The 19200-nt window shown below is 72.0% G+C and carries 22 protein-coding genes; 10 read left to right on the top strand and 12 right to left on the bottom strand.

The features are described 5' to 3' along the window. Positions 1-44 precede the first annotated feature (44 nt). Positions 45-1400: a hypothetical protein gene (locus FCI23_RS27165; RefSeq protein ID WP_136726566.1), complete on the top strand. Its 1356-nt coding sequence runs from the start codon at positions 45-47 to the stop codon at positions 1398-1400. A gap of 64 nt (positions 1401-1464) precedes the next feature. Here the strand turns inward: FCI23_RS27165 and FCI23_RS27160 are convergent, their stop codons facing one another. Further along, positions 1465-1815 (bottom strand): HesB/IscA family protein, encoded by a 351-nt coding sequence (locus FCI23_RS27160; protein WP_136726565.1) that lies wholly within the window; start codon positions 1813-1815, stop codon positions 1465-1467. Between the two features lie 271 nt (positions 1816-2086). On the opposite strand from FCI23_RS27160, the gene nadA reads away from it, so the two are divergent. Beyond that, positions 2087-3271, top strand: a complete 1185-nt coding sequence (gene nadA / locus FCI23_RS27155; protein ID WP_136726564.1) for a quinolinate synthase NadA — start codon at positions 2087-2089, stop codon at positions 3269-3271. Positions 3272-3319: 48 nt separating this feature from the next. Next, positions 3320-4204 carry a GNAT family N-acetyltransferase gene (locus FCI23_RS27150; RefSeq protein ID WP_136726563.1) on the top strand — a complete coding sequence of 295 codons (885 nt, stop codon included), beginning with the start codon at positions 3320-3322 and terminating at the stop codon, positions 4202-4204. Here the strand turns inward: FCI23_RS27150 and FCI23_RS27145 are convergent. From FCI23_RS27145 to FCI23_RS27130, 4 genes are read right to left on the bottom strand one after another with little or no spacing between them, the layout of a single operon-like run. After that, entirely contained in the window at positions 4187-4873 is a 687-nt protein-coding gene (locus FCI23_RS27145) for a response regulator (protein ID WP_136726562.1), read from the bottom strand. The genes FCI23_RS27150 and FCI23_RS27145 overlap by 18 nt on opposite strands. Further along, positions 4870-6171: a sensor histidine kinase gene (locus FCI23_RS27140; protein WP_246144046.1), complete on the bottom strand. Its 1302-nt coding sequence runs from the start codon at positions 6169-6171 to the stop codon at positions 4870-4872. The genes FCI23_RS27145 and FCI23_RS27140 overlap by 4 nt, the downstream gene beginning before the upstream one ends. Positions 6172-6198: 27 nt before the next feature. Continuing rightward, entirely contained in the window at positions 6199-6477 is a 279-nt protein-coding gene (pspAA, locus tag FCI23_RS27135; protein WP_136726561.1) for a PspA-associated protein PspAA, read from the bottom strand. Between the two features lie 19 nt (positions 6478-6496). Continuing rightward, positions 6497-7273, bottom strand: a complete 777-nt coding sequence (locus FCI23_RS27130; protein WP_136726560.1) for a PspA/IM30 family protein — start codon at positions 7271-7273, stop codon at positions 6497-6499. Between the two features lie 264 nt (positions 7274-7537). Between FCI23_RS27130 and FCI23_RS27125 the strand changes: the two genes are divergently transcribed. The 3 genes from FCI23_RS27125 (at position 7538) to FCI23_RS27115 (ending at position 10072) form a co-directional block, all read left to right on the top strand. After that, on the top strand, positions 7538-8125 hold the full coding sequence (locus FCI23_RS27125; RefSeq protein WP_322973898.1) for a DUF3043 domain-containing protein: 588 nt from the start codon (positions 7538-7540) through the stop codon (positions 8123-8125). A 50-nt stretch (positions 8126-8175) separates the two neighbouring features. Next, positions 8176-8943, top strand: a complete 768-nt coding sequence (locus FCI23_RS27120; protein WP_136726622.1) for a class I SAM-dependent methyltransferase — start codon at positions 8176-8178, stop codon at positions 8941-8943. A 73-nt stretch (positions 8944-9016) separates the two neighbouring features. Beyond that, positions 9017-10072: a S1C family serine protease gene (locus FCI23_RS27115; RefSeq protein WP_136726558.1), complete on the top strand. Its 1056-nt coding sequence runs from the start codon at positions 9017-9019 to the stop codon at positions 10070-10072. Positions 10073-10177: 105 nt separating this feature from the next. Here the strand turns inward: FCI23_RS27115 and FCI23_RS27110 are convergent, their stop codons facing one another. Beyond that, positions 10178-10396 (bottom strand): hypothetical protein, encoded by a 219-nt coding sequence (locus FCI23_RS27110; protein ID WP_136726557.1) that lies wholly within the window; start codon positions 10394-10396, stop codon positions 10178-10180. Positions 10397-10492: 96 nt separating this feature from the next. On the opposite strand from FCI23_RS27110, the gene FCI23_RS27105 reads away from it, so the two are divergent. Genes FCI23_RS27105 through FCI23_RS27095 form a run of 3 tightly spaced genes read left to right on the top strand, consistent with a single transcriptional unit; the run spans position 10493 to position 13468 of the window. Further along, complete coding sequence (locus FCI23_RS27105; protein WP_136726556.1) at positions 10493-11698, top strand: bifunctional adenosylcobinamide kinase/adenosylcobinamide-phosphate guanylyltransferase; 1206 nt, start codon at positions 10493-10495, stop codon at positions 11696-11698. Between the two features lie 37 nt (positions 11699-11735). Further along, entirely contained in the window at positions 11736-12923 is a 1188-nt protein-coding gene (locus FCI23_RS27100) for an ImmA/IrrE family metallo-endopeptidase (protein ID WP_136726555.1), read from the top strand. Further along, a complete protein-coding gene (locus tag FCI23_RS27095) occupies positions 12920-13468 on the top strand; it encodes a hypothetical protein (protein WP_136726554.1) in 549 nt (182 codons plus the stop codon). The genes FCI23_RS27100 and FCI23_RS27095 overlap by 4 nt, the downstream gene beginning before the upstream one ends. Before the next feature lie 6 nt (positions 13469-13474). Here the strand turns inward: FCI23_RS27095 and FCI23_RS62460 are convergent, their stop codons facing one another. The 3 genes from FCI23_RS62460 to cobS form a co-directional block, all read right to left on the bottom strand. Further along, the gene (locus FCI23_RS62460) at positions 13475-13600 is read right to left on the bottom strand and encodes a hypothetical protein (RefSeq protein ID WP_265737772.1); all 126 of its coding nucleotides are present in this window, start codon (positions 13598-13600) and stop codon (positions 13475-13477) included. 3 nt (positions 13601-13603) lie between these two features. Next, positions 13604-13957 carry a hypothetical protein gene (locus FCI23_RS56695; RefSeq protein ID WP_169316955.1) on the bottom strand — a complete coding sequence of 118 codons (354 nt, stop codon included), beginning with the start codon at positions 13955-13957 and terminating at the stop codon, positions 13604-13606. A 75-nt stretch (positions 13958-14032) separates the two neighbouring features. Beyond that, on the bottom strand, positions 14033-14776 hold the full coding sequence (gene cobS / locus FCI23_RS27090; protein ID WP_136726553.1) for an adenosylcobinamide-GDP ribazoletransferase: 744 nt from the start codon (positions 14774-14776) through the stop codon (positions 14033-14035). A 44-nt stretch (positions 14777-14820) separates the two neighbouring features. On the opposite strand from cobS, the gene FCI23_RS27085 reads away from it, so the two are divergent. Continuing rightward, positions 14821-15558, top strand: a complete 738-nt coding sequence (locus FCI23_RS27085) for a hypothetical protein (RefSeq protein WP_136726552.1) — start codon at positions 14821-14823, stop codon at positions 15556-15558. Here FCI23_RS27085 and FCI23_RS56690 read toward each other — a convergent pair. The 3 genes from FCI23_RS56690 to cobT form a co-directional block, all read right to left on the bottom strand. After that, entirely contained in the window at positions 15525-16256 is a 732-nt protein-coding gene (locus tag FCI23_RS56690) for a hypothetical protein (protein WP_169316954.1), read from the bottom strand. The two genes, FCI23_RS27085 and FCI23_RS56690, sit on opposite strands and share 34 nt — an antisense overlap. Continuing rightward, complete coding sequence (locus FCI23_RS27075) at positions 16253-17953, bottom strand: phosphatidylglycerol lysyltransferase domain-containing protein (protein ID WP_136726551.1); 1701 nt, start codon at positions 17951-17953, stop codon at positions 16253-16255. The genes FCI23_RS56690 and FCI23_RS27075 overlap by 4 nt, the downstream gene beginning before the upstream one ends. A 100-nt stretch (positions 17954-18053) precedes the next feature. Next, positions 18054-19166 (bottom strand): nicotinate-nucleotide--dimethylbenzimidazole phosphoribosyltransferase, encoded by a 1113-nt coding sequence (cobT, locus tag FCI23_RS27070; RefSeq protein WP_136726550.1) that lies wholly within the window; start codon positions 19164-19166, stop codon positions 18054-18056. Between the last annotated feature and the right edge of the window lie 34 nt (positions 19167-19200).

Raw genomic sequence — 19200 nt, 5'->3', positions numbered from 1 at the left:
TCGAAGCGGCGTAAGGAGCCGTACGGAGCCGAAGGAGCGAGACGGTGGACACCGAACGTACTCAGGCGCCCCGCCGGAGCCGGCGGCCATGGGCCATGGCGGCGGTCGCCGCCGCGGTGATCCTGGCCGGGGGCGGCGGTGCCTACTGGGCCACGATGAGCGCGGACGGCGGCACCCGGGCGACTTCGCCGGGGAAGAACGGTTCACCGGAGCCGCTGGACCTGGCCGGCGGGGTCTCCCTCGTCAGCGGCAAGCTGGTCGTCAAGGGCAAGCTCCCGGACGGTCCCGGGTCGGCGGCGGTCCGGGTGCCGGGCAGTGTGCCGCGGGCGGCCGTGGAGCAGCTGGCGAAGGCGCTCGGGGTACCCGGCACCGTCAAGAGCGACCAGGGCATATGGAAGGCCGGCGGCGGGAGCGGGCCCACGCTCCAGGTGAACCAGCAGGCGCCGGGCAGCTGGGCGTACTCGCGCTACGGCAGCACCCCGCCCTCCACCGGCAACACCGGCACCGGCACCGTCCCGGCGCAGACGGCCCGCGAGAAGGCCGCCCCGGTGCTGGCCGCCCTCGGCCTCGGCGGCGAGAAGAGCGACGCGAGCACGCTGGCCGGCAACACGCGCACCGTGAATGTGGACCCCGTGGTGGGCGGCCTGCCGACCCACGGATGGCGTACGACCGTCCGGGTCGGCCCGGACGGCGGGATCGTCAGCGGGAACGGGATGCTCTCGCCGCTCGCCAAGGGCGGCAGCTATCCGGTGGTCAGCGCCGCGCAGGCGGTCAAGGAGGCGAACGCGAGCAGTGCGGGCGTCCGTGCCCCCGCCTGCCCGTCGGTCGTCCCCACCGGGTCCAGGGCCCCGGGCGACGACCCGACGCTGCCGCGTGCGCTGCCGTGCCTCGCCGCCAAGAAGACGGTGTCGGTGCTCTCCGCCCGGTTCGGGCTCTCGGCCCAGTTCGTGGACGGCACGCAGGCACTCGTACCGTCCTGGCTCTTCGAGGTGGCACAGGACGCGCTGCCGACCCCCTCCACGGTGGCGCAGCAGGCCATGGACCCCCGCTACGTCAAGCCGGCTCCCACCCCGACCGCGACCCCGACTGCTACGCCGACCGCGGATCCGTCGGGGAGCGGCCCGGCGGGGGGCAGCCACAAGATGGACATCACGTCCTACAGCGCCGGCGGGACGAGCCTGAAGGTGCGCTTCTGGGGCAGCGTGTGCAGCGATTACTCCGCCGCCGCCGACGAGTCGGGCGCCCAGGTGCTGGTGCGGGTCACCGGAGCGGCGAAGCACCCCGGGAAGGTCTGCGTGATGCTGGCCAAGGAATTCACCGAAACGGTGCAACTGGACACGCCGCTGGGCGCTCGCAAGGTCATCGACGCCTCGGACGGCAGCACGGTCCCGAAGGCTTGAGGACGTCCCTCGGGACGACTGAGGCGCCGCACCCCGAATGGGGTGCGGCGCCTTCATGGTCACGTCAGTGGAACGAGTCGCCGCAGGCGCACGAGCCGGTGGCGTTGGGGTTGTCGATCGTGAAGCCCTGCTTCTCGATGGTGTCGACGAAGTCGATGGACGCGCCGCCCAGGTACGGGGCGCTCATCCGGTCGGTGACGACCTTCACACCGCCGAAGTCCTTGGTGACATCGCCGTCGAGCGAGCGCTCGTCGAAGAAGAGCTGATACCGCAGGCCCGAGCAGCCGCCGGGCTGGACAGCGACGCGCAGTGCGAGGTCGTCGCGGCCCTCCTGCTCCAACAGGCCCTTGACCTTGGACGCTGCGGCATCGGACAGGAGGATGCCGTCCGTGGTGGTCTCGTCCTGAACCGTCATCTGCTTCTCTCCCGGGTTGTGCGGACTGTCTGCCACAGGTTGGCAACCAATGGCCCGCCGGATTCATTCCGGTCAATCCATGCTCGCACACCCGCGTGTGCCAGGTAATGCGTCACAGTGACACATCGGCTCTCGTCAGCCTGACACAAACGGTCTATGATAGATAGCGTCAAGTAGACGAAAAGGGTCTGCTCCGTATCCGCGTCAACAAGGGCCACAAGAGCCCCTCACAGCCGCAAGAAGAGCCGCAAGAAGAAAGGGCTACGAGCCCGTGACCACCACCGAAACGCTCGATGTGCAGCCCACCCCGCTCGCCCTGCTCCTGCTCGGCCGCGAGGCCGACCCCCGCAGCGAGCGCGGCGTGAACTGTCCCGGCGACCTCCCCGCGCCCTCCGACCCGGACCTGGTCGAGCGGGCCCGTACCGCGAAGGCGAAGCTCGGGGAGAAGGTCTTCATTCTCGGCCACCACTACCAGCGCGACGAGGTCATCGAGTTCGCCGATGTCACCGGCGACTCCTTCAAGCTGGCGCGCGACGCGGCCGGCCGGCCCGAGGCCGAGTACATCGTCTTCTGCGGCGTGCACTTCATGGCCGAGTCCGCGGACATCCTCACCTCCGAGGCACAAGCGGTGATCCTGCCCGACCTCGCCGCGGGCTGCTCCATGGCCGACATGGCCACCGCCGAACAGGTCGCCGAGTGCTGGGACGTGCTCACCGAGGCGGGGGTCGCCGACGTCACCGTCCCTGTCTCCTACATGAACTCCTCGGCGGACATCAAGGCCTTCACCGGCCGCCACGGCGGCACGATCTGCACCTCCTCCAATGCCAAGCGGGCCCTGGAATGGGCTTTCGCGGAGGGAGGGCCCCGGCAGAACAAGGTCCTCTTCCTCCCCGACCAGCATCTCGGCCGCAACACCGCCGTGCGTGACCTGGGCTTCTCGCCCGACGACTGCGTCCTCTACAACCCGCACAAGCCGAACGGCGGGCTCACGGCCGAGCAGCTGCGGGCCGCGAAGATGATCCTTTGGCGCGGCCACTGCTCCGTGCACGGCCGCTTCTCGCTGGATTCGGTCGAGGACGTACGGGCCCGGATACCCGGCGTGAATGTGCTGGTGCACCCCGAGTGCAAGCATGAAGTCGTCGCGGCGGCCGACCAGGTCGGCTCCACGGAGTACATCATCAAGGCGCTGGACGCCGCCCCGGCCGGGTCGGCGTGGGCGATCGGCACCGAGCTCAATCTCGTACGGCGGCTGGCCAAGGCCCACCCGGACAAGCAGATCGTCTTCCTGGACAAGACCGTCTGCTTCTGCTCGACCATGAACCGCATCGACCTGCCGCATCTGGTCTGGACGCTGGAGTCGCTGGCGGACGGCAAGGTCGTCAACCGCATCCAGGTCGACAAGGAGACCGAGCACTTCGCCAAACTCGCCCTGGAGCGGATGCTCGCGCTGCCGTAGTCGGCAGGATCCCCCCACCGGTCGGGACGGGGCGGGCAGGATAGGGCCATGATCCTGCGCCCTTTGCGTGACACCGAAGAGGACGCCGAAGCCGTAGGGGTCGTCGCGGCCGCGGCTTTCGGCGCCCCCCACGCGCTGGGCGGCGCCCCGGGCACCCCGGAGCCGCCCGAGCGGATCGCCCGCTTCCGCAGCATCAACCGGCATCTGGCCCGCACCGACCCCGGCGGCTGCTGGCTCGCCCTGGACGACGCGGGGACGCCGGTGGGCACGGCCTTGTCCACCCGTCGCGAGGGCACCTGGGGACTGGCGCTGTTCGCGGTGCTGCCGCAGGCCCAAGGGCGCGGCGTCGGCCGTGAACTGCTGGCCGCGGCGCTGCTGCACGGCCGGGCCTGCCTGCGCGGCATCATCTGCGGCTCGCGGGACCCCCGGGCGGCGGCGGCCTACCGGCAGGCGGGCTTCACCCTGCACCCCGCGATGCGGCTGCGGGGTCCGGTGGACAAGGCCCGGCTCGCCGCGCCCGACGGCGCCGTGCACGAGGGCTCCGCGAAGCACCGGGACATGATGGACTCCGTCGACCGCCGCACCCGCGGCGGCGCGCACGGGCCCGACCACGAGGAACTGCTGCGGCACTACGCGCTTCTTGTCGTCGACGACCTGGCGGGCAGTGGATACGTCTATGTCGACGCTGCCAACGACGGCAGGGTCCACCTGCTGGCCGCGACCTCGCGCCGGCTGGCCAAACGGCTGCTGACCGCGGCCCTGCTGAGCGCCCCGGAAGGCGCTGGGGCCGAGGTGAGGAATCTGACCGCCGAGCAGGAATGGGCGGTGGACGTCGGGCTGGCGGCCGGTCTTGAGCTGACCAACGCGGGCTATGTCTGCCTGCGCGGCATGCGGCCGCCGAACCCCTACATTCCGTCAGGCATGTTTCTGTGACGCGGCGCCCGGACGGACCAGGCCCGACTCGTATGCCGCCACGACCAGTTGGGCCCGGTCGCGGGCGCCCAGCTTGGCCATCGTGCGGTTGACATGGGTCTTCACGGTGAGCGGGCTGACCCCGAGCCGCTGGGCGATCTCGTCGTTCGGCAGCCCCGCCCCCACCTCGGCGAGCACCTCGCGTTCGCGGGCCGTGAGCACCTCCAGGCGGGGCGCCGGGCGCTCCGGAGCGCCGCCGCCCTGAGCGAGGAAGCGGGCGATGAGGCTCTTGGTCGCGGCCGGGGAGAGCAAGGCGTCACCTGCGGCGACGGTCCTTATGGCGTCGAGGAGTTCGGCGGGCTCGGCGCCCTTGCCGAGGAATCCGGATGCCCCCGCGCCCAGCGCCTGGACCACGTACTCGTCGGCCTCGAAGGTGGTGAGGACGAGCACCACGACCCCGGCGAGATTCTCGTCGGAGGTGATCGCCCGGGTCGCGGCCAGCCCGTCCGTGCCGGGCATGCGGATGTCCATCAGCACGACGTCGGCCCGCGCGGAACGGGCGAGTGCGATGGCCTCGGCTCCGTCGGCGGCCTCGCCGACGACCTCCATGTCCGGTTCGGACTCGACCAGTACGCGGAAGGCCCCGCGCAGCAGTGCCTGGTCGTCGGCGAGGAGCACTCTGATGGTCATCCCGCCTCCCTTGCGGCCGGTACGGGCACGATGGATGCTCCGAGCGGCAGGCGGGCGTGGACTCGGAAGCCGCCGTCGGGACCGGGGCCGGCCTCGCAGGTGCCGCCGAGGGCGGCGGTGCGCTCGCGCATGCCGATGAGGCCATGGCCTACCGGGCCTCCGGCGGGTGCGCCGCGGCCGTCGTCGAGGACGGTGACCTCCACGGCGTCGCGGCCGCGCGCGATCCGCACCTCGGCGCGGGCGCCGGAGCCGGCGTGCTTGTGCACATTGGTCAGTGACTCCTGGATCACCCGGTACGCCGTGAGGTCGACGCCCGCGGGCAGCGGCCCGGCGTCCGGTACGGCGGTGTCCCCGGGGCCGCCTCCCGGGCGGCACGCCGGGGCCGCCCCGCCCGGACCGACGGCTCCGCCCGGAACCGGCCCGGATCCGGTGACCGCGACCCGTACGGGGAGCCCCGCGCGCCGGAAGCCGTCGATCAGCTGGTCGAGGACCCCCAGCCCCGGGGCCGGTTCCATGGGGGCCTCCGGATCGCCGGACTGGCGGAGCAGTCCCACTGTGGCGCGGAGTTCGTCCAGCGCCGACCGGCTGGCCTCGCGCACATGGGCGAGGGCCTGTTTGGCCTGGTCCGGGCGGGTGTCCATGACGTGGGCGGCGACGCCCGCCTGGACGTTGACCAGGGCGATGTGGTGGGCGACCACATCGTGGAGCTCGCGGGCGATGCGCATCCGCTCCTCGGTGACGCGGCGCTTGGCCTCCTCCTCCCGGGTGCGCTCCGCACGCTCGGCGCGCTCCTCGATGGCGGTGACATAGGCGCGGCGGCTGCGGACGGAGTCCCCCGCGGCGGCGGCCAGGCCGGTCCAGGCGAACATGGCGAAGTTGTCGCCGCTGTACCAGGGGCGGGCGCCGAAGAGCACGGTGACGACGGTGAGCCCGGCGCAGGTGAGTGCACCGACCCGCCATGTGGTGGACCGGTCGGTACGGGCGGCGACGGTGAAGAGCGCGACGATGACGCTCGTGCCGACCGTTCCCCGGCCGTGGCCGCCCTCCGCGACGACATCGGCGACAGTGGCCGCGCAGGTGATGGCCAGTACGGTGAGCGGCCGGCTGCGGCGCAGTACCAGGCAGGCGCAGGCGAGAACCGCGAGAGCGGCGGCCACGGGCCCGGTGTGGTAGCTGTGGGCGTGCGGGCCTGCGCACATGCTGCCAAGGACGGCGCCCAGGACGACGGCGGCCAGCCCGGCGTCACACACGCCGGGATGGGCCCGCAGCCAGTGGCAGGAGCGGGGAAAGCAGTTCACGTCAGGTAACGGTACGGGCTGGCCCCGTCAGCCGGGGATGAGTCCGTCGTCACGGAGCATCGCCCGGACCTGTTCAAGGGTGGCGTCCGGGGACGGGAGGATCAGGTCGGACGGCTCCAGGAAGTCGTCCGGGAGCGGTTCGCCGAGCCCGCGGACGGCGTCGAGGAGGCTGACGAGGGTGGCGCGGAAGGCGGCCGCGTCACCTTTGTCCAATTCGGCGAGGAGCTCGCTGTCGAGTCTGTTCAGTTCGGTGAGGTGGCTGTCGTCCAGCCTTACCTGCCCCTCCCCCATGATCCGTACGATCATGACGCCCTCCTCGGGTGCCTTAGCTCTTGTCGAGCCGGGGTTTGTCCTGCTCGGCAGGGGCGCCGCCCTCAATAGCCTGCTTCGGGGCACTGCCGCCCGCCAGTTCGGCCTTCATCCGCTGGAGCTCCAGCTCGACGTCGGAGCCACCGGACAGCCGGTCCAGCTCGGCCTGGATGTCGTCCTTGGCGATACCGGTCGGATCGTCGAGCGCACCGGAGGCCAGCAGCTCGTCGAGCGCGCCCGCGCGTGCCCTGAGCTGCTCGGTCTTGTCCTCGGCTCGCTGGATCGCCATGCCCACGTCGCCCATCTCCTCGGAGATGCCGGAGAAGGCCTCGCCGATCTGGGTCTGCGCCTTGGCCGCGCTGTAGGTCGCCTTGATGGTCTCCTTCTTCGTACGGAAGGCGTCCACCTTGGCCTGCAGCCGCTGGGCCGCGAGGGTGAGCTTCTCCTCCTCGCCCTGGAGGGTCTGGTGCTGCGTCTCCAGGTCGCTCTGCTGTTGTTGCAGCGCGGCGCGGCGGGACAGCGCCTCGCGCGCCAGGTCCTCCCGGCCCAGTGCCAGCGCCTTGCGGCCCTGGTCCTCGTACTTCGTCTGCTGCTGCTGCAACTGACCCAGCTGCAACTCCAGGCGCTTCCGCGACGTGGCCACGTCCGCGACACCCCGGCGTACCTTCTGGAGCAGCTCCAGCTGCTTCTGGTACGAGTAGTCCAGGGTCTCGCGCGGATCCTCGGCCCGGTCCAGCGCCTTGTTGGCCTTCGCGCGGAAGATCAACCCCATCCGCTTCATAACACCGCTCATGGGCCTCGCGCGCCCCCTTCTCGGAAATCAGCTCGCCAGCACCTCTACAGACCCCACAGTACGGGCCTTGGTTCCATCGTAGGTATACGCAGCGGACATGGCCTCAGCCTGGAGGTGGATGTAATCCGTGACGGATGGCGAAGCGAGAAGCCTCTTCGCGCCGTCTTCGCAGCGTCCTCGCGAAGGATCACAGTTGGGTGACCTCCGGCGCGATGAACAGCCGGAGGCTGGGAGGCGATGCTCGGGACACGTACCCTTGGACTTGTGTTCCGACGTCGTTCCTCAGATGAGCGCTCCTCTACCACCACGGTGGTAGAGGACCAGCCCCGCGACCCGCAGGCTCCCAAGGGTCGCCCCACGCCCAAGCGCAGCGATGCGCAGATCCGGCGCCGTACCGCCGTGGTCGCCCCCGGTGACCGCAAGGGCGCGACCAAGCAGGCCCGGGAGGCCCGCCGGGCCGAGCTGGCCAAGCAGCGGGAGGCGCTGGCCGGCGGTGATGAGCGCTATCTCCCGGCCCGCGACCGGGGTCCGGTACGCAAATTCGTACGGAATTATGTCGACTCGCGGTTCCGGGTCGCCGAGTTCTTCCTGCCGCTCGCGGTGGTGATCCTCGTACTGAGCATGGTGCCGAACGCCGCGCTCAAGAACCTGTCGCTACTGCTGTGGCTGGTAGTGATCGTGCTCATCGTGGTCGACTCGGCAGTCACCGCCTTCCTGCTCAAGCGGCAGCTGCGCGAGCGTTTCGAGGGCAAGGACGCCCGTGGCGCGACCGCGTACGCCCTCATGCGCACCCTCCAGATGCGCCGTCTCCGGCTGCCGAAGCCGCAGGTCCCGCGCGGCACGAAACTCTGAGCGGCGGCACCGCCGGGTTCACCGGAGGCGCCGAGAACTGGCTGCGCGGTCTGGGCGGCATACGGAACGCAGTCCGGCAGGAACTGGTCGCCCGCCAGCTCGACGAGCAGATCAGCACCCGGTTCGCCGTCGGGCGGCGGTTGCGCGTGCTCGACGTCGGCCCCGGCCAGGGCACCCAGGCCCTGCGGCTGGCGCGCGCCGGGCATCTGGTGACCGGCCTGGAACCCGAACCGGCCATGCGGGACGCGCTGCGGGCGGCGCTGGAGGCCGAGCCGGAGGGCATCCGCGACCGGGTCACCCTCATCGACGGTGACGGCCGCGAGACCGGGCGGCACTTCGGACCGGGCTCTTTCGACGTCGTGCTCTGCCACGGCGTACTGATGTACATCCCCGAGCCCGATCCCGTACTCGCGGCGCTCGCCCGCGTCCTCGCGCCGGGCGGCCTCCTCTCCCTCCTGGTACGGAACGCCGACGCCCTCGCCATGCGCCCCGGCCTGCTCGGCGAGTGGGGCACCGCATTGGACGCCTTCGGCTCGGACACGTACACCAACCGGCTCGGCCTCACCGTCCGCGCCGACCGCCGCGATGCCCTGACCGCGACTCTCACCGGGATCGGCGTGCCCCTGCACACCTGGTACGGCGTACGGGTGCTCAGCGACGCGGCGCCTGATGACGCGCCCCTGCCGGACGATCCCGCCGAGCGGGAGCAGCTGTTCGCCGCGGAGGAGCTGGCGGGGCGTACGGATCCGTACCGCGCGGTGGCGGCACTGCTGCACTTCTGCGGCGTCCGGGCCTCCCCGCCTGGGCCGCCCCGGTAAACCCGGCCCGACACGAGCGGCGGCGGGCGCGCGATCCTCTGCATTTAAGCGCCACAAACGCGACAATTCCGACATGAGCAAATCTGTTGCGCGTACGAAGCTCCTCGTGGCGGCCTGCGCGGCAGCGCTGCTGGCCGCCGGGTGCAATCCCTCCGGCCCGGGGAACACGGCGTCGCGGTCACCCTCCGCGTCGGCGTCGGCGTCGACCGATCAGCTGGAGCAGGAGTACCAGCGGGTCGTGAAGAATGTCCTGCCGTCCGTGGTACAGATCACCACGGGCTCGGCACTGGGCTCGGGGATCGTGTACGACGACAAGGGCGACATCGTCACCAACGCGCATGTCGTCGGCAGCTCGACCGACTTCGAGGTGACGCTGCCCAACAACGACAAGGTCCTCAAGGCGACGCTGCTGTCCAGCTACCCCGCCCAGGATCTCGCTGTCATCAAGCTGAACAATCCGCTGAAGGGCCTGAGGGCCGCGAAATTCGGCGACTCCTCGAAGGTCGAGGTCGGCCAGATCACCCTGGCCATGGGCAGCCCGCTGGGGCTGTCCGGGAGCGTCACTCAGGGGATCGTGTCGGCCGTGGGCCGCACCGTGAGCGAGGGGCAGAGCGGCGGCGGCACAGGGGCCACGATCGCGAACATGGTGCAGACATCCGCGCCGATCAACCCCGGGAACAGCGGCGGTGCACTGGTGAACCTCAGCGGGGAGGTGATCGGCATCCCGACGCTGGCGGCGACCGACCCGGACCTCGGGAACAGCGCGGCGGCGGGCATCGGCTTCGCGATCCCGGCGTCGACGGTCACCCGTGTCGCCAACCAGATCATCAAGAACGGGAAAGTCACGGAATCGGGGCGGGCGGCGCTGGGCATCGTCGGGCGCACCGTACTCAACGCCGACTTCGAGCCGGCCGGGGTCGCCATCGTCTCGGTGGTGCCCGGGGGCCCCGCCGACAAGGCCGGGCTGCGGGCGGGCGACATCATCACCAAGGTGGGCACCACCGCTGTCACCACGATTCAGTCGCTGTCCGAGGCGCTGGTGGCCTATACCCCCGGTAACAAGGTGAAGGTCACCTATGAACGTGACGGGAAGACGGCGACCGTCACCGTCGCCCTCGGCAAGCTGTGAACCGGCGCGGGTCCGATACCCCGCGCGGGTCCGAACCCGGCGCGGGTCCGAACCCCGGCCGAGGAGTGGGTGGGGGCGCCCTCCGCCGGGCGCCCTCCGCCACGCCTACGGCTGCTGCTCCTCCTCGGCGTGCAGGCTCATCGGACCGTAGATCTTCGTCCCGTCGTCGAAGAGCAGGACCTGGTCCGCGCCGCCCTGGACCAGTTCCTTCCAGATCTCACCGAGCCACGACTCGGCGTCCCCCTGCGTCGTGAACTCCTCGGGCTCGACCGCGGGCGAAACCTCGGTTCCGTCGGCCTTCTCGAACCGCCACGTCCACGCCATATCCATCTCCTCGCAACTGGAAGTGCCCTGCCCGGCAGCGTATCCGCACAGTGGACCCGGCGAGCCCGACGTGCGCGGACGCGAGACGATCGTGAGGTGGAACTCACTCTGCTCGGCACCGGCGGCCCCGAGGGCCTGCCGCTCCCCGACTGCCCCTGCGCGGCCTGCGCGTACGCCGTCGGCGACCAGGCGCGCGCCGCCACGGCGATCCTCGTGGACGGAGCGCTACTGCTCGACCTCACCCCCGGGCCGGCCTTCGCCGCGGCCCGTTCCGGGCATTCGCTCAGCGGTGTACGACAGGTCCTGCTGTCGCACCCGCACGACGGTCCGGCCGTCGAGATCCCCGCCGGGCTGCCCGCTCCCGCCCGGGTGCCCGACGGCGAGGAGCTCGCTCTCCTGACCGGGCACCGGGTGCGGGCGCTGGCCGTCGATGCCCCCGGCACGGCGTACGAGGTCACCTCGCCGGACGGCCGGCGGCTGCTCTACCTCCCCCCGGGGTGCTCCCCCGGCGCCTCAGGGCCGTCCTCCGGCCGGTACGACCTGGTGCTGCTCGACGCCGTCGGCCGGCCCGACGCCCTCGCCCGGCTCCGCGCGGCCGGATCCGTGGACGGCACGACGGACGTGGTCGCCGTCCACATCGGCCACGCCGTTCCCCCCGGCGCCGAGCTGCGGCGGCGGCTGGCCGCGCTGGGCGCGCGGGCCGTGCCCGACGGCACGTCGCTCGTCGTCGGCGACTGCCCCGAGGTGCCGGACGTGCCCCGGCGCACCCTCGTCCTCGGCGGCGCCCGGTCCGGCAAGTCCGCCGAGGCGGAGCGGCGGCTCGCCGGGTTCCCGGACGTCCTCTACGCCGCCACCGGCGGGACCCGCGGCGGGGATGCCGAATGGGCCCAGCGGGTCTCCCTGCACCGGGAGCGGCGGCCGTCGTCCTGGCGGACCGTCGAGACCTGCGACCTCCTGCCGCTGCTCGCCGACGCGGACGGTCCCCCGCTGCTCATCGACTGCCTCTCGCTCTGGCTCACCAACGCCATGGACGCCGTCGGCGCCTGGAACGACGATGTCTGGGCCAACGGCGCCAGGCGCGAACTCCACGACCGCATCGCCGAACTGGCCGCCGCCTGGCGCGGGACGCGGCGGCGGGTCGTGGTGGCCGTCAGCAACGAGGTCGGGTCCGGCGTCGTCCCCGGCACCGCTTCCGGGCGCCGCTTCCGGGACGAGCTCGGGCGCCTCAACGCGGCGATCGCCGATGAGTCCGAACACGTGCTGCTTGTCGTCGCCGGGCAGGCCCTCGCTCTCCGGGGGTAGGGTTGCGATTTTCGCAACACGGTCGTACGTTGGTGACATGGCGAGGACTGAGCAGACCACCCTGGACCGCGTGCGCGAGGTCATCGACCGCGTCGCGCCGAGCCGGGCCGCGTTCGCCGAGCGGATCGGGATCACCGGCGACAAGCTGTCGAAATCGCTCAGCGGTGCTCGCCGCTTCACCTCCCTCGAACTGGCCCTCGTCGCCGAGGCCGGTGCTGTCACCGTCGACTGGCTGCTGACCGGCCACACCCCCGCCCGACCGGCACTGGCCGCGCGTGCCGTGGCACCCTCCCCGTCCTCTCCCCCGCTCGACGAGCGGGCGCTCGAAGAGCTCGCGGGCCGCTTCACCACGGCCTACGACGTACTGAGCCTGCTCGACCACGCTCCGGAGCTCCCCGCTCTTCCGGCGGCCCGGCCGGAGGGCAGCCCCCACGAGCAGGGCGCCCGCCTGGCGGAAACAGCCCGCGACCGGCTTCGCGCCGCCGGGGTGCCGCCCCTGAGGGAGTTGGACCTGAGCGGCCTGACCGCCGCCTGCGCCCAGGTGTTCGGGGTCGATGTCGCGGTCACCCGGCTGCCGGCCGGGCTGGAGGGACTCACCTGGCAGACGGATTCCTGCCGCCTCGTCATTCTCGGCACTCATCCGGTCTGGACGCGCCAGCGGTTCACCCTCGTCCACGAACTCGGCCATGTCCTGGCCTCCGACGCGCAGGACCTCCTCGTAGAGGCCGCCATGGCCCCCGGGCTGGCGGCGGAGCCCACCGAGATCCGTGCCAACGCCTTCGCCGCCGCCCTCCTCATGCCCGAGGACGGCCTACGGGCAGACCTGCCGCCCGGCCTCCCCGCGCAGCTCGACACACCCTCCTTCGCCGCCCTCGTCGTCCGCCACCGGGTCTCCCCCAGCGCCATGGCCGCACGCCTGTACGCCCTCGGCCTCATCGACGGCGCGGCCCGCGACCGGCTGCGCCGGCACACCACCGCCGGCTGCCACGAAGTGGCCGGCGCGATGGACGCCTACGTCGCCCAGTCCGCCGCCTCAGGCGCCGAAGTGCCCCCCGTACGCCTGGTCAGCGGCCTCTTCGCGGCCTACAGGGCGGGCAGGTCCACCCTGCGCCCGCTGGCAGCGCTGCTCGGCTCCGGCGTGGACGAACTGCGGTCCCTGCTGGATCCGACAGCCCTCCCGGAGCCCAGTGACGCCATCACGGGGGAGCCTGTTTTCACCCCGTGAGCGCCTGGTGGTTTCCGGACAACACAGTGCTGTGCAATTTCGCCGCCGTACACCGGCTCGACGTCCTGGAGAAGGCCCTGGACAGCCGGGGCCGGTGGACCGAGGCCGTCGCGCTGGAGGCCCACCGGTCGGCCCGCTATCTGCCGGACCTCCGGCGCGTCGCCCCCGGCGGCTGGCTCGGCGAGCCCGTCGAGATCTCCCGCCCCGCCGATGTACGGCGCGTCGAATCGATCCGGCGCGCCGTCTTCGGCGGTGACCACTCCCGTCCGCTGCAACACCTCGGCGAGGCCCAGACCTGCCACATCATCGAACAGTGGGACGAGTTCCACGGATCCTGCTGGGTCACCGACGACCGCGACGCCTTCGAGTACGCCGTCCGCCGGGGCATCACCGCCCGCCAGACGATGGACATCGTCCGCACCGCCGTCACCGCCGGCGTCCTCACCGCCCCCTCCGGCTACCGGCTCCTCCACGACATGACCGCCGCTGGCCGCCACCTGCACCGATTGCCGTCCCGGCCCGGAGACCTGCTCCCGCAGCGGTGAGAACTCTCACGCGGGGCGGCCCAGCTCCTTGCGGAACAGGTCGAGGACATTGCCGCCGAGGATCTTGCGGATGGCGGTCTCCGGAAGGTCCCTCCAGGCCAGTGCTTCGGTGCGCCGCAGGCGCCGGGGCACCGCCTAGCGGCCGAGCGCCGCGAGGACCGTGCGGACCTGGCCCACCGGATCCTCGCCCACCGGCCGCAGGACCACGGTGTCGGCCCCACCCCGCTGAAGCTCCCGCACACGGCCCGCGGCAGCCGTAGCCGACCCGGCCGCCAGGAACACCTCCTCGGCCGGGATGCCGAGCCAGGCGGTGTATGCGGCAATGACAGGTGCCGTGGCGGCGCGTACCCGGCCCGGGTCGGCATCGATGTGGAGGCGGGTGAAGACGACGGTTTCATGGGGCCGGGCGGTGCCGGCCGCCTGGCGGCCCGCCTCGACATGGGAGAGCGCCGCGGCGATCCGAGCCGGCCCCCGCCCCTCGGCGATCACGGTGCCGTCGGCGACGCGCCCGGAGAGTTCGAGGGACGGATCACGGGCCGTATTTTTTTCCGCCCTGCCCCGCCCTCATCCGAGTGCCAGGACCACCAGCGCCGCCGTGGCGGCCAACTCGCTCAGGGCACCGAAGACATCGCCGGTGACGCCGCCGAAACGGGCGCGGCAGCGGCGGAGCAGCAGCTCGGCGCAGACGAGGGCGGCCACGGCGGCGAGGGCGGCATGGAGGCCCGCGGCGGCGCAGGCCAGGACGGTCACGGCGGCGGCAGCCCAGGCGGTACGCAGGCCGAGCACCCCCGCGACGGCGGCGCCGAGGCCGTCGGGGCGAGCGGCCGGGACGCCGTGGCGGCAGGCGAGGGTCATGGCCGTACGGGCCACGACAGCGGCGACGGTCGCGGCGACGGCGCCGTGCGCCCAGCCGGTGGCGTAGAGCTGGGAGAGGGCGGCGATCTGGGCCAGCAGGGCGAAGAGCAGGGTGAGGACACCGAAGGGTCCGATGTCGGACTGCTTCATGATGCGCAGCGCGTCCTCGGCGGGCTTGCCGCTGCCGAGGCCGTCGGCGGTGTCGGCGAGGCCGTCGAGATGGAGGCCGCGGGTGAGGGCGGCGGGGACGGCGACGGTGGCGACGGCGGCCAGCAGCGCGCTGCCGTCGAGGACGAGTATGAGTGCGCCGAGCCCGGCCGCGAGCAGGCCGACGACCAGCCCGACGAGCGGCGCCGCGAGCATGCCGCCACGCGCCGCGGTGCGGTCCCAGCGGGTGACCCGCACCGGGAGGGCGGTGAGAGTGCCGAAGGAGAAGCGCAGCGCTGTGATCATGGCGTGCAGGGTACCGGGCGGCCTATGACCGTAGATTACCCGCTATGGGGCACTGGTGGTACCGCAACATCATCGAGCCGGGGAAGCTTCCGCTGCTGCTGGCGCTGGCGTCGTTCGTGGTGTCGTTCCTGGTCACCCGGACGATCACCCGGCTGATCCGGGCCGGGCGCGGGCCGTTCCGGAACATCGGCGCGGGCGGGACGCACATCCATCATGTCGTGCCGGGCATCGTGCTCATGGTCGTCGGCGGCTTCGGCGCGGTGTCCAGCGGGACTTCCGGCTGGGCGGCCGGGATCTCGGCGGTGCTCTTCGGGATCGGTGCGGGGCTGGTGCTGGACGAGTTCGCGCTGGTGCTCTACCTGCACGACGTGTACTGGAGCGAGCGCGGCCGGAAGAGCGTGGAGGCGGTGGTGCTCACCGCGTCGCTCGGCGGGATGCTGCTGCTCGGCTTCCTCCCGTTCGGGGTGAACTCACTGGACAGCGCCGAGCTGCAGGACCGCGTCTCGGCGACCTTGACCGTGGTGATCAACCTGCTGTTCTCGCTGATCGCCCTCATGAAGGGCAAGGCGCGGCTGGCGGTGCTGGGCGTCCTGGTGCCGTTCGTGGCGCTGTTCGGGGCCGTCCGGCTGGCCCGGCCCGGCTCCATCTGGGCGGAGCGGCTCTACCGCCGCCGGCCGCGCACCAGACGGCGCGCGGCCCGGCGGGCGGCACGGCATGACGCCCGCTGGGCGGAGCCGCGGCGCCGCCTTCAGGACCTGCTGGGCGGCGCGCCCGACCGGTGACGGGCTTCGGCCCGACGCTCGGCCCAGCACATGATCAGCGCCGCCGCGAGCCCCGCGCAGTGCTCGTACCCGGCGAGATTGGGAAAGAGGACGGCCTCCCCCACGACGAAGACGGCCACCGCCGACGCCGTGAGCCAGGCCCGGTAGCGCAGCGCCACATACATCGCCACAGCGGCCACCGCCGCAGACGGACCGGTGTCCCGGCCGGTGACGACGTCCGTGGGCAGGCTCAGGAACCCGTGCGGGCCGACGGCGAGCGCGTAGCGCGCGTACGAAGTGCCCGCCAGCGTCGCCGCATACGCCACCGCGAGCGTGCGCAGCCGGCCGACCGTTACCTCGGCGATGCCGAAGACGACCACCAGTTGGAGGAGCGCGCCCCACACCGGCAGGTCGAGCGCGGGTACGAAGAGCGACAGCGGTGTACGCAGCAGCGCCTGCCAGAAGGGCAGCGTCGACCGGACGACTCCGATGTCGGACACGAACCCCGCGCCCCAGGACTGCTGTTGCACCGCCTGGAAGCCGGCGGTGAGCGCGAGGGCGGTGAGCGTCAGCGGGATGGTGTGGATGAATTGGAGTATCGCCTTGGGTGTCACGCGCGGCTTCTGGTCGGCCAGGCCCAGGCCGTCCCACACGTCCAGGATCACCCCGCCCCACTCGGCGCGGAGAAAATCCCCGACGCGCTTGCTGAAGCCGCTCACCGGCGGCGCAACAGCGAGGACAGCCGGGGCGCGACCAGGAAGCCCTCCGCACGGGCACTGGCGAGGCCGACGCGGGGCAGTTCGCTGTTCTTGGCGAAGAGGAGGTACCGAGGTTCCCAGATGGGCCGGTACTTGGCGTTGGCGCGGTAGAGGGATTCCAGCTGCCACCAGCGGGAGAAGAAGGTGAGCAGCGAGCGCCACAGGCGCAGCACCGGGCCCGCGCCGAGCCGTGAGCCGCGCTCGAAGACCGAGCGGAAGGCCGCGAAGTTCAGCGAGACCTGCGTGATCCCGATCTGGTCGGCGCGTTCGATCAGATTGATGATCATGTACTCGATCAGGCCGTTGTCCGAGTCCCGGTCACGGCGCATCAGGTCCAGGGAGAGACCTTCCGGGCCCCATGGCACAAAGCTGAGCAGTGCGCGGGGCGCGCCCTCAGCGTCGTAGCACTCCACCATCATGCACCGCCCGTCCGCCGGATCGCCGAGCCTACCGAGCGCCATGGAGAAGCCGCGTTCGGTCACGCCGTAGCGCCACTGGTCGGCGCGCCCGATCAGCTCCTCCATCTCCGCCTCGGAGATGTCCTCGTGGCGGCGGATCCGGATGGTGTACCCGGCCCGCTTGACCCGGTTGCATGCCTGCCGGACGGTGCGCATCGCGCGGCCCTCGAGGGTGAATTCGCCGGTGTCGACGATCGCCTCGTCGCCGAGCTCCAGCGCGTCCAGGCCGTGCCGCGCGTAGACCGTGCCGCCCTCCTCGCTCGCGCCCATCACGGCCGGGATCCAGGCGTGTTCACGGGTCTCCGCCAGCCAGGCCTCGATCGCCCCGGGCCACGCCTCGAGATCGCCGATGGGGTCGCCGGAGGCGATCGACACACCCCCCACGACGCGATAGGCGACGGCGGACTTCCCCGACGGGGACCAGACCACGCTCTTGTCGCGGCGCAGCGCGAAGTAGCCGAGTGAGTCGCGGTCGCCGTAGCGGCCGAGGAGCTCGCGCAGCCTCGCCTCGTCCTGCGGAAGCAGCGCACGGCCGCGCGGTGAGCGGAAGGCCGCGTACAGGACCAGCAGGAACAGCAGCGCGCTCATGACGTTGATGGTGACGTTCACCCACCCGGGGGGCGTGATCCCGATGAAGTCGTTGTCGCTGCCGGCCAGTGACACCACCCGCAGCAGCGCATAGGCGAAGCGCTCGCCGAACGTCGAGCCCTTGCTGGTGTTGGTGACCGTGACCAGCGCCGCGGCGAGCAGTCCGCCGAAGGCCACGCCCCCGACGGCAACCGCCGCGGCGAGCTTCGGGTTGGCGCGGTCGCCCTTGGCACGGAACTCGCGGCGGCCGGCCAGCAGCGCCGTGAAGAACCCGGCGGTCAGTAAGAAGGCGATCCAGTTCTGCGGGTGGCTGCGGGTGTCGGCGGGCACCATCGCCGCCGCGAAGACCAGCAGGAACAGTCCGCACACCACCAGGTTCAGGATCCAGGCCGCGCGCTTTCTGCGTCGCATGGTGATGGCGAGGAACAGCGCGAACAGGCCCGAGGTGAATCCTGCGGTGAGCAGGTACGGGGTGAAGAAATCGTTGGCGTTGTGGCGCCGGATGCTGTTGCCGAAGGACAACCACACAGCGCCGAGGAGGTTGAGGAAACCGACCAGGCGGAGATACCAGACGGCGAAATTCGCAGCCACTGCCGTGCGGACCATTCCCATAAGTGGATCTTACGGCGGATGCCCCCTTGCCGGGATGCCGCGGACCCTGCGCGCCGGGGCGTGCCGGGCGCCGCGACAGGGGCCGACGCAGCCGGGGGCGCTACGGGATTTCCGGCTGCTCCGGTGCCTCCGGCTGCTCGGTAACCTCCGTCGCCTCCGGCTGCTCCGGCAGCTCTGCGGAGAGTGCCGCCGCCGCCTGGAGCAACGGCAGCGCCAGCAGCGCGCCCGTGCCCTCGCCCAGGGTCACGCCCTGGTCGAGCAGCGGGTCCAGAGAGAGCCGGTCCAGCGCTTTCGCCTGGCCCGGCTCGCCGCCCGCCTGGCCTGCCTGCCACCAGTCCGGGGCCCGGAAGGCGACACGCTGGGCGACCAGGGCCGCCGCCGCGGTCACAACGCCGTCGAGGACGACCGGGAGTTTGCGTACGCCCGCCTGCAGCAGGAAGCCGGTCAGCGCGGCGAGATCGGCTCCGCCGGTGGCGGCCAGCAGCTGCAACTGGTCGCCCAGCACCGGGCGCGCACGGCGCAGCGCGTCGCGGATCGCCGAGCACTTGCGCATCCAGGCGAGGTCGTCGATGCCGGAGCCCCGACCCGTCACCACGGAAGCGTCCGTGCCGCACAGCGCCGCGATCAGCACGCCCGCGGCGGTCGTGCCGCCGACGCTCAGGTCGCCCAGCAGCACGAGGTCGGTGCCGGAGTCGGCCTCCTCGTCCGCGATCGTCATCCCGGTACGGAATGCCTGCTCGGCCTCTTCGGCGGTGAGCGCGTCCTCGATGTCGATCCGGCCGGAACCGTCGCGCACATGGTGCGCCGTGACCTCCGGCGGCAGCGGGTTCTTCGCCAGGTCCTCCGGGTCCACCGCCAGCCCGACATCCACCACCCGGATCTGCGCCCCGTACTGGCGGGCCAGCACATTCACCGCCGAGCCGCCCTCCAGGACCCTGCGGACCAGGTCCACGGCGGTCCCGGCGGGGCGGGCGCTCACATTGAGCGCCGCCACGCCGTGGTCGGCCGCGAACAGCAGTGCCTTGGGCCGGGAGACCGGGCGTGCGGGGACCTGCCCCTGGACCGAGGCCAGCCAGTCGGCAAGCTCGCCGAGCTTGCCGAGCGCTCCGGCGGGGCGGACCACCCGCTGCCAGCGGTCGTGGGAGTCCCGGCGTACGCCGGCGTCCGGACGCTCCACGAGGGAGCCGAAGTCATCAATATTCAGGCCGGTCACCGGGCGAACGATACCGCCACGGCTCCCGCTCGGG

The organism is Actinacidiphila oryziradicis, assembly GCF_005047355.1.
Lineage (GTDB): Bacteria > Actinomycetota > Actinomycetes > Streptomycetales > Streptomycetaceae > Actinacidiphila > Actinacidiphila oryziradicis.
This window is presented reverse-complemented; position numbering and strand designations above follow the sequence as displayed.